Genomic DNA, 9,218 nt, shown 5'->3' on the forward strand with positions numbered 1-9,218 from the left:
CACCGGGACGCGGGGCGCGAGGAGCTCCGGGCTTCGGAGCGCCAGCTGCAGGCTTGGGGGCTTCCTCGCTGCTTCCACGAGCCTGGCGCGGAGCCGGCTTGGGAGCACGGGGTGCAGCTTCGGCCTTTTCGGCTGCTGCTGCCTTTGGTGCTGCTGCCTTGGGAGCGCGAGGCCCAGGCTTATGAGCAGAAGGCTTGGGAGCTTCGGCAGCTGCAGGCGCGTCGTCCTGTGCGGGTGCTGCGGGTGCGGTTTCAGCGGTCTTGGCGGAAGCCTTCGCCTTGGGCTTGGGGGCTGCCTTCTTCGGTGCGCTCTTAGCGTCACCCGATGCTGAACCGGAAAGCTTTTCAAAGTGCTCGCGCGCTTCACGCGCTACGGGCGGTTCAAGTGCGGACGAAGAAGCTTTAACGTATTCGCCTTTGTCTCGCAGGTAGGCCAGCAATTCCTTGCTGGGGATTCCGAGCTCTTTGGCGAGCTCGTGGACACGCAGTTTTGCCACTTTTCTCCTTGTTCGGGAACGTCCCCGAACGGAGACGTATCACTGATAATGCAGGCAGCTCATCGCTGGGTACTCATCGGGTGCCCATGGGCTTTCAACCCGCTTTCGCTACTCGTTGTCCGGCGCCCTGTGCGCCGCAGACAGAATTTCCTTCCCCAGTTCAGCCCACTGTTCGTCAGTCGTTTCTACTGATCGACGCAGTGAACGTCCGATCGTCCGCTTGCGGCGGGCGAGGTCTAGGCAGCGGGCCTCGGAATGAAACCACGCTCCCCGACCGGGAAGTTGACGACGGTGATCAACATGAAGATCCCCGTCCAAGGTCGCAACAACACGGATGAGTTCCGCACGTTGCGCGCGTAATCCACACCCCACGCAGGTGCGAAGCATCAAAGTGGAGTCAGACACGCCTTTAAGCTTAGCCGAGTCAGTCCTCTTCCAAGCCATCGGATTGTGAGCGACTGATCACGTCATCCGGTGTAGATGAACGCGATGCCAGTCCTTCTTCGCCATTCTCAGTATCGGAATGGATGTCGATGTGGTAGTCGGTCAGGCGTGCCGCAAGTCGAGCGTTTTGCCCTTCCTTACCGATTGCCAGCGAAAGCTGGAAGTCAGGAACGATAGCGGTTGCAGTGCGTTGCTCCACGGAGTGAACGACAACGCGGGCCACGCGCGCCGGGGAGAGTGAGTTTGCAACGAAACGTGCCGGATCTTCAGACCAGTCCACGATGTCGATTTTCTCGCCACCAAGCTCTGTCATAACCGCACGCACACGTGAGCCCATCGGGCCAATGCATGCACCCTTGGCATTCACGCCTTCGCGAGTAGCAACCACGGCAATCTTGGAACGGTGACCGGCCTCGCGGGCGATGGCCTTAATGCGAACCAATCCCTGTTGAATTTCGGGAACCTCACGCTCGAAAAGCCCCTTGACCAAACCGGGGTGCGTGCGCGAAAGGGTGATGCGAGCACCGCGGTCGGTACGCTCGACGGAAACGATCAGTGCACGCAGGCGGGTACCGTGCGAGTAGTCCTCTCCGGGGACCTTCTCAGAATCGGGAAGAATGGCCTCGAAATCATCAGCCAGCCTCACGGTGGTCAGGCGAGAATCGCGCGACTGCTGCACGACACCGGTCACAATCTGACCGGTCTTACCGGCAAAGTCGCCCAAAACGCGCTGATCATCAGCATCGCGAAGGCGCTGCATAATGACGGAACGCGCGGTGGATTGTGCAATGCGACCGAAGTTCTTGGGAGTGTCATCGAATTCGCCGATGGGGTTGCCCTCTTCGTCTTCTTCGGTGGCCATAACGGTTACTCGACCCGTGCGCTTATCGATCTCAATTCGAGCCTTTGCAATTGCGCCGGGGATGTTGTGGTACGCCTTCAGCAATGCCTCTTCGATGGCATCCACAAGGGTATTGAGCGATACCCCTTTCTCATGTTCGACCATTCGCAGGGCGGTCATATCGATTTCCATAGCGTCCCTCATTCCCACGAGCCGAAGTCGACGCGCGAACGCGCCTTCTTGATCTCGTCATATGCAATTGTGTGGCTTTCAGCGCCGGTATCTACAGTAGCGCCTTTATCGTCGGCATTGCTGACCCGTCCCACAAATTTGTCACCATTTCGCATCTTCACGCTGACCAATCCGCCAATTTGGCGCTTCCAATGGTCAGGTTTCTTCAATTCGCGTTCCAGACCGGGGGTGGAGACCTCCAGCATGTATGCGTCAGAAATCGGGTCAGCGGCATCCATAGCTTTGGAGATTGCGCGTGAGATATCCGCGAGCGCATCCGAGGACAACTTTTCGCTTCCCAGGGGCTCTTCGACGGTGATTCGGCAGACCAGGGCGCCATTCTGCTTAAGAATAGTCACCGCATCAAGTTCGGCTCCGGCCCCGGTGACAATACCTTCAACCAGCGCACGGACTTGTTCTTCAATCTGTGTGGGTGCCACCTTCACTCCTTCACGCGACACGGTATTCTAGGCAATCGTACTCGTCTTTTGACCATGGGATGATGTTGTTGTGAAACACCCGAAACTCTTCACTGCGTTCGTTGCTGCCTGTGCTCTTAGCCTTGGAGCGTGTGGAATCCACGTGGAATCTCCCAGTAGCCTGCCCGCTTTGACCGGTTTCGCACTCTCCCGAGACACCTCTGCGCGCACCGAGGCCGCGGCCGCCGATCGCGCACATTCCCTTGCGTCCCTTGCCACCCAGTGCGCCTCGTGCTCTTCCGCTCTCGAGGCCGTAGCGACGAGTTCCCGGGAACGTTTGGAATTCCTCGGAGGAGTATGGGAGCCCTGGAAGGGCCACGAGGATGCCGCTTCACTCCCCCAACCCGAGGCTATTGCAGAAGCTCCCTACACGGTAAAGGATTTCGTCTCCTGGCTGGTCATCTCAGCTCGTCGAGATCTTCAGACCGCGGCAAACCCGACCATGACCTCGAGCGAGGAAGCACGTCAGCTCAGTGCAGTCGCACTGGGGCGCTACGCCTCGGCAGTGCAATTGGCCAATGCCTACGCGATTGACATGGATGAGGGCACACACGATGTTGATGTGCTGGCGCAGCGACTGATTGACCAAAGCGGAAAAACGCCTTCGTGGATTGTTCGCAGCGGCGCCTCTTCAGATTTAGTCCTCCCCCAGCCTTCACAGACGACTTCTGCTTTTGCCAACTCGGAACAGGCCGCTCAGACAACGGCCAATTGGGATTGCATCGCTCAGACACTGCCGAAGTCGGCGGTAACAAGCGAAGGCTTCACATCTGCAGAAACCATTCAAAACGCACTTCTTGATCGGGCCTCACGTTCTTTGGAACGCGGGAGCAAAGACACACGCCAGCTGCGCTGTTCGATGCCTGATCACTCCCCTTCTTCTCTTGCTCAAGCATCGATGCGTGCGGATATCAATCTCTTCGCTTCAGACTCCCAGGATGTGCGACTTTTTGGTGCTCGCGCCGCACTGGATGATGTTCGTCTGTGGACGCAAGCTCCCGGTGTCTCGATTCCAGCGGTGGTGACACTGCAATGAGCACGGAAAGTGAAAACACCAAACTGAACTGGCAACGCCTTGTTCCCGCAGGCGATGCCAACTCGCCTCATATTGAGCTTTCCGATTCGCGAATTCTGGTTTCGGGGCATTTTGCTTTGATCCTGATCGAAGAGGATCACGTTGTTGATTCGGGAATGTGGTACGAAATTCAAAATGCACGATGGAACGGTGAAAAACAGGAACTTCGCGTGAACTGGGTTGATCCTTCCCGCACTCCTTTGATTGTGCAATCCAACGACTCGTCGATACGTCCTTTTATGGAAGACCTTTCCGAAAAGGTGAACCGCACGCAGATCGTTGTCCGAAACATCACGGCTCCTTCGGGAACGGTGATCACCGGCCAGATCCGCAGACGCGAAGACGGTGAGTTATTCTCTGTCCTTGCGGCCAACGGCCCACTGGATGATGAAGGGCTCGCAGTAGCTCAATCATTCGAACGCCAGCTGCGAGAAAGCGTTGGACTGGAGTAGTACCTGCCGCAGGACTATTGTGCGCGTTCGGTAAAACGGCGACGCACTTCTTCCAGACGCATCAGCTCTCGGAATGCTTGGGTGTACTGCGGGTCATCTTCGCTCAAGCGCTGAAGGTTCGCATTCGCATCGGCCAGCCTGCGTGTGACGTCCAAACGCACCATTGCTCCCATCGCTCCGCGACAGTATGCACGAAGCTGATCTTCGCGATCCTGCGGCAGCGGAGCAACCGCAAGTTCCATCAAAACCGCTGCAACTTCGGGAATCATCAGCTCGCGCACGTCATCAACGAAGGCACGAGTCGCGGCTTGCACGGCTTTGTCCCCTTTACCGAAATGTTCTTCGGCCTGACGAAGAAGTTTGACGAAAGCGTCAAGGCCGCCTGCGGCTCGAATCGCGTCGTGAACTGCGCGGTAGGAAGGCACCGAGAATGCTTCTCCCCCAAGTTCCTCAAATCCCGAACCCACCACGTACATGGGGTATTGAACCAGCGCTTCTAAGGCCTGGCGTTCAATCTTTGACACAGGATCTTCCGGACCGCGCCGTGCGGGCATGGGGGCCGAGGCCTCGGGAGTCGCTCCGCGTCCGTTCGAGGCCGGGCGCGAGCTGCCAGAGGAGCGAACCGCGCGCGCTACCTCAGAGATATCCATACCAATCCATCCGGCGAGCGACCTGGTGTATTCGCGTTGAAGAGCGCGATCACGAATGCGAGCGACCACGGGAGCCGCGGCACGAAGAGCCTTGACGCGGCCCTCCGCAGTCCTGAGATCCAATTGGCGCAGGACGGAGCGAATGACGAACTCGAAAAGTGGAGTCCGAGAGTTCACCAGCTCCACAACCGCACGCTCGCCTTGGGCCATGCGTAATTCGCAGGGGTCCATGCCATGGGGCTCGACAGCGACAAAGGTCTGCGCCGCAAAGTTTTGATCCATATCGAATGCACGAAGCGCAGCTTTTTGACCGGCAGCATCACCATCGAAGGTGAAGATCACTTCACCGCCATGGGTCTTCCCATTACTTAAAACGACTCCCGCTGCACTATCGGCAGTATCTCCCAGCAGTCGGCGAACAATCTTGACGTGTTCTTCACCAAAAGCGGTGCCACAGGTTGCAACAGCGCAGCCAACACCCGCAGCGTGGGCAGCCATAACATCGGTGTAGCCCTCGACAATGACAACCCTGCGTCCCTGAGTGATTTCTTTCTTCGCAAGATCCAAACCGTACAGAACTTGAGACTTGTGATAAATCGGCGTTTCAGGGGTGTTGAGGTACTTCGGGGATTCCTTGTCCTCATCATTCAAACGCCGAGCGCCAAAACCAACAGTTGCGCCAGTAATATCACGGATTGGCCACATCAGTCTTCCCCGGAAACGGTCATAAAGTCCGCGGTTACCCCGAGTTGCCAGGCCGGCAGTTTCAATCTCGTGATCGGTGAATCCCTTCGAACGAAGGTGACGTGTCAACGCGTCCCACGAGGCCGGAGAGTAGCCAATCCCGAAACGGCGGCACATTGCTTCACCAAAGCCCCTTTGGCCCAAAAATTGACGCCCGAGGTGCGCTTCTGCGGACGCGAGCTGTGCCTGATAAAACTCCTCAGCCACGCGGTGTGCATCAAGAAGGCGCTGGCGGCGACCCGGCTCCTCGCGACGAAGAGCCCCGCTTCCCGCGGCCTCGTAACGCAAAGTAATCCCAGCTTTGAGGGCCAAGGCTTCCACTGCCTCGGTAAAGGAAAGAGAATCAACTTTCTGGACAAAGCTGATGACGTCCCCGCCTTCTCCACAGCCAAAACAGTGCCAAAACCCCTGGGAGGGACGGACGTGGAACGAGGGCGTGCGTTCATCATGGAATGGACACAACCCCTTCAAAGAATCAACACCCGCAGGGCGCAGTGCGACACGCTCGCCGACGATTTCTTCAATGCGCGAGGCATCACGTACGGCGGCGATGTCTTCTTTGAGGATCAGGCCGGCCATGAGTTCAGTTTAGCGAGTGGATACTTCCTTAGCAGGGGCATGCGGATTGACACCGGAGCTCTGTTTAAAGCTGGGAGGAGAGCATCCCACACAGCTTCGCGTGCCAGCGTGAGGCAGAGATATCGGTCAACGAGGCGACTTGGTCGATAACGACTCGCAAGCGCTTCCCCTCATCCGTGGTTGCGCGCCATTGAGCGGCAAAAGGCGGTTCAAGATATTCGGGGCCTGCGTTGATCAGAGCATCAACCAAGTCATTGAGCAGGGTGCGCTGCTGATAGTAAACAGGTTCGCTTTCGCGCGGACTCATGACGTAGTGGACAGCCATCCCCTTAAGAACCTGGATTTCCGCCCGGGTTTGCGCCGGAACAACAAGCTCCGCACGATAGCGACCCAGGGGTTCGTCTCCTGCAATTTCACGGGTAGCCGCAACTGTCGCGTTACAGAATCGCCCGATCAACTCGCTGGTCAAGTCCTTCAGAGCAGCCAAATCCGCATAGGAGCCACTGAAAGCACTGAGCCATTCGGGCATGGTCACTAGGCGCTCAAATGCCTGAATCAGATCGTCTTCAGAAACCGAGGTCCCGTACCACTTCATCGTCGAGTCGATAACACCTTGGGTGTGCGCATCGCTGCGCAGGTGCTCAAGATCCATCTTTCCAGTTGCAACCGCGTCTTCGACATCGTGCACCGAGTACGCAATGTCATCGGAAAGATCCATAATTTGAGCTTCCAAGCAACGGGCCCCGGGAGTTACACCTTCACGCATCCATTCAAAAGTCGGACGATCATCGTCGTAGACCGAATACTTCCGCAGGGATTTTTCCCGGTTCGGACCTTCACCTTTCGCCCAGGGGTACTTGCAAATCGCATCAAGAGTTGCGCGCGTGAGATTCAGTCCAGCGGGACCTTCCTCAGCGATGACCTTTGGTTCAAGGCGTGCGACGATTCGTAGTGTCTGCGCATTCCCTTCAAAGCCACCGATTTCAGCCGCAAGTTCATTGAGCGCTCGTTCACCGTTGTGTCCAAATGGCGGATGGCCGAGGTCATGGGACAGACATGCGGCATCAACAACATCGGGGTTGGCTCCGAGCTCCTTTCCAAGCTCTCGTCCGACCTGTGCAACCTCAAGGGAATGAGTCAGGCGCGTGCGCACGAAATCATCAGAGGTTGGCCCCAGGACCTGCGTTTTTTCACCCAAACGTCGCAGCGCCGAAGAATGCAACACTCTGGCTCGATCGCGTTCAAAATCTGTACGAACAGAGGACTTCTGAGTCTCTGAAACGAAACGGTCGCGATCTGCTGAACTATACGGATACTGAGTGTGCACGTGATAAGCCTAACTGCTTCAAGTACCCTTTCGATGCCTAAAACTGCAAGAATAGTGCTGTGAATGTAACGAAGGGGCCCCGGGTAGTAACGACGTTGGTTCATGCTGCCCGGAAAGGCACCCACCCTTGGTGGCATTCACCTGCAATTTGCCGTATCCCCCAACGTGTTGATCATGAAATTGCTCAGCTACTGAGCAAGGAAACAATTCAGTTCGCTCGAGTGGGCGTAGATGCTCTGCTCATTTCCCCGATTCCCCAAATGATCTGGGGCGTTAATCCGGAACTCGCTGCTCTTGTGAGGCATTTCCATAGGGTCGGCGTCAAGATCATCGTCCATCTTCCCGCTTCGGCTGAATGGAATACGCACGATTTCAACGGGCCTTATTCCAACGATGAAACGGTAACAACGCTGCTTGGCCGCGTGCGAGCATGCGTTGATGCGGAAGTCGACGGGATTGATCTTGGAACTTTGCCGCTCACACACTACGGACCGGATTCGTCTGAGCGTCAAGAGTTCATGCATCTACTTCGTCTGGTGATGGCCGAGGTCGCTAATACCGATACTCTGCCTATTCTCACCTCAAGCCTGCCGCATATGGACGATGCGGACTTGAAGGAAATCCTGCAAGAGTCGTGGTTCCATCACCTGCGTAATGACACTTTGCTCGACATTGAGTGGAAGAACCCTCAGCTGTGCGATGCCATCGCCAACACCTTTGCCAACCGCGACCCCGTGGGGCACATCGCTGCTTGGCCTGCACTTCCCTACGATGACAGTGACATTCATCGTGCGCGCACTCTTTTCGCGCTGGCCCTTCCGGGAGCTACCTATTTTGATTCTCCGCCAAAAGACGCCATTTCCAGTTCTTTTGTGCTGATGATCCAGCAAGCTTTGCGTACGCGCGAAGAGCACGGGATGGGAACTGGATCCCTTGCCCACGTACGAGGCCTCGCTTGGGCTGGACCGGATTGCTTGGTTCACATGAGCGCTCAAGTTTTAGTTGTTTTCAACGCTTCGGACTCCACTGTTGTTGTGCCTTCAGAGCACCGACCCCTTGCCTCAACGGGGGTTTTACCCACTCAGCTCAACAGCGATACCCCACTTGCGCCAGGGCAGTGTGCGTGGTTTGAAACCGCACGCGTTCAACCTCGCGTTTTTGCCACAGAATAAGCACTGAACTGCCCGTACACTTAAATCACTATTCCATCACACCTGGAGACCACGTGGACTTCATTAAGCGACTTCTCGCGATCTTTATCCAGGCCGCAGGCCAAAGCATGAAAGAGGAAATGGGTTCGCGCTCATCCTCGCGCTCCTCATCCTCTTCGCGCAGTTCACGCACTGCAGGCAATTCTTCTTCCTCCGCCGCCCAGGCCTCGGGAAGGGGAAACAAAGTGTGGGATGTTCGCACGCACGGACTCCCTCCTTTCCAATACGAGCCGAATCCCGATGGGGATGCGGATCCCGGCGAGGTCGTGTGGACGTGGGTGTCCTATGAAGAGGACCCAACCCAAGGCAAAGATCGTCCCGTTGTCGTGCTTTCGCGAGTACAGCAGGGACTTGTTGTCGCCCAGTTAACGTCCAAGGATCACCGCAAGGATGCCGAGCAAGAGGCACATTGGGGACGCTACTGGTTCCCAATCGGAACCGGCGCATGGGATCCGCAGGGCCGCCCCAGTCAGGTGCGCTTGGACCGCCTACTCATTGTTGCCCCCAGCGATGTTCGCCGCGAAGGAGCGACCGTAGACCACTCAACCTACAATGCCGTGTGCGACGCTCTGCGTCAGCACTGGAATGCCTAACGACCACTTCCACCACAACACTGCGAGGACCCACGATGACCGATTCCGCTGAAATTGCACGTCTGAAGGCCGAGGCCGCGCAGGCCGCCGCCGACG

The 9,218-nt window shown here is 57.0% G+C and carries 10 protein-coding genes; 4 read left to right on the top strand and 6 right to left on the bottom strand.

Features of this window, described 5'->3' with window-relative positions:
* The 4 genes from QZR18_RS07970 to rimP all read right to left on the bottom strand — a co-directional run.
* Positions 1–496, bottom strand: a 496-nt coding sequence (locus QZR18_RS07970; RefSeq protein WP_295910881.1) for a translation initiation factor IF-2 N-terminal domain-containing protein, incomplete at its 3' end; no start/stop codon positions are given.
* Between the two features lie 108 nt (positions 497–604).
* On the bottom strand, positions 605–901 hold the full coding sequence (locus QZR18_RS07975) for a YlxR family protein (protein ID WP_178705709.1): 297 nt from the start codon (positions 899–901) through the stop codon (positions 605–607).
* A gap of 19 nt (positions 902–920) precedes the next feature.
* Positions 921–1,973 (bottom strand): transcription termination factor NusA, encoded by a 1,053-nt coding sequence (gene nusA / locus QZR18_RS07980; protein ID WP_178705705.1) that lies wholly within the window; start codon positions 1,971–1,973, stop codon positions 921–923.
* An 8-nt stretch (positions 1,974–1,981) separates the two neighbouring features.
* Complete coding sequence (gene rimP / locus QZR18_RS07985; RefSeq protein WP_295910882.1) at positions 1,982–2,452, bottom strand: ribosome maturation factor RimP; 471 nt, start codon at positions 2,450–2,452, stop codon at positions 1,982–1,984.
* Between the two features lie 70 nt (positions 2,453–2,522).
* Between rimP and QZR18_RS07990 the strand changes: the two genes are divergently transcribed.
* On the top strand, positions 2,523–3,527 hold the full coding sequence (locus QZR18_RS07990) for a hypothetical protein (RefSeq protein ID WP_178705702.1): 1,005 nt from the start codon (positions 2,523–2,525) through the stop codon (positions 3,525–3,527).
* Positions 3,524–4,018 (top strand): hypothetical protein, encoded by a 495-nt coding sequence (locus tag QZR18_RS07995; RefSeq protein WP_178705699.1) that lies wholly within the window; start codon positions 3,524–3,526, stop codon positions 4,016–4,018. The genes QZR18_RS07990 and QZR18_RS07995 overlap by 4 nt, the downstream gene beginning before the upstream one ends.
* Positions 4,019–4,032: 14 nt before the next feature.
* Here QZR18_RS07995 and dnaG read toward each other — a convergent pair whose 3' ends face one another.
* Together dnaG and QZR18_RS08005 are read right to left on the bottom strand one after the other, a co-directional pair.
* The gene (dnaG, locus tag QZR18_RS08000) at positions 4,033–5,991 is read right to left on the bottom strand and encodes a DNA primase (protein ID WP_178705696.1); all 1,959 of its coding nucleotides are present in this window, start codon (positions 5,989–5,991) and stop codon (positions 4,033–4,035) included.
* Between the two features lie 64 nt (positions 5,992–6,055).
* A complete protein-coding gene (locus tag QZR18_RS08005; RefSeq protein ID WP_178705693.1) occupies positions 6,056–7,318 on the bottom strand; it encodes a deoxyguanosinetriphosphate triphosphohydrolase in 1,263 nt (420 codons plus the stop codon).
* Positions 7,319–7,377: 59 nt separating this feature from the next.
* Between QZR18_RS08005 and QZR18_RS08010 the strand changes: the two genes are divergently transcribed.
* Together QZR18_RS08010 and QZR18_RS08015 are read left to right on the top strand one after the other, a co-directional pair.
* Complete coding sequence (locus tag QZR18_RS08010; protein ID WP_178705690.1) at positions 7,378–8,490, top strand: hypothetical protein; 1,113 nt, start codon at positions 7,378–7,380, stop codon at positions 8,488–8,490.
* A 53-nt stretch (positions 8,491–8,543) separates the two neighbouring features.
* Positions 8,544–9,122 carry a type II toxin-antitoxin system PemK/MazF family toxin gene (locus QZR18_RS08015; RefSeq protein ID WP_178705687.1) on the top strand — a complete coding sequence of 193 codons (579 nt, stop codon included), beginning with the start codon at positions 8,544–8,546 and terminating at the stop codon, positions 9,120–9,122.
* Positions 9,123–9,218 lie beyond the last annotated feature (96 nt).

This window comes from uncultured Actinomyces sp. (assembly GCA_900541895.1).
Lineage (GTDB): Bacteria > Actinomycetota > Actinomycetes > Actinomycetales > Actinomycetaceae > Pauljensenia.

What these genes read in the sequence shown, in the direction of transcription:
- nusA (WP_178705705.1), bottom strand. Translation starts at nt 1,973, where the DNA reads ATGGAAATCGATATGACCGCCCTGCGAATGGTCGAACATGAGAAAGGG.
- QZR18_RS07995 (WP_178705699.1), top strand. Translation starts at nt 3,524, where the DNA reads ATGAGCACGGAAAGTGAAAACACCAAACTGAACTGGCAACGCCTTGTT.
- dnaG (WP_178705696.1), bottom strand. Translation starts at nt 5,991, where the DNA reads ATGGCCGGCCTGATCCTCAAAGAAGACATCGCCGCCGTACGTGATGCC.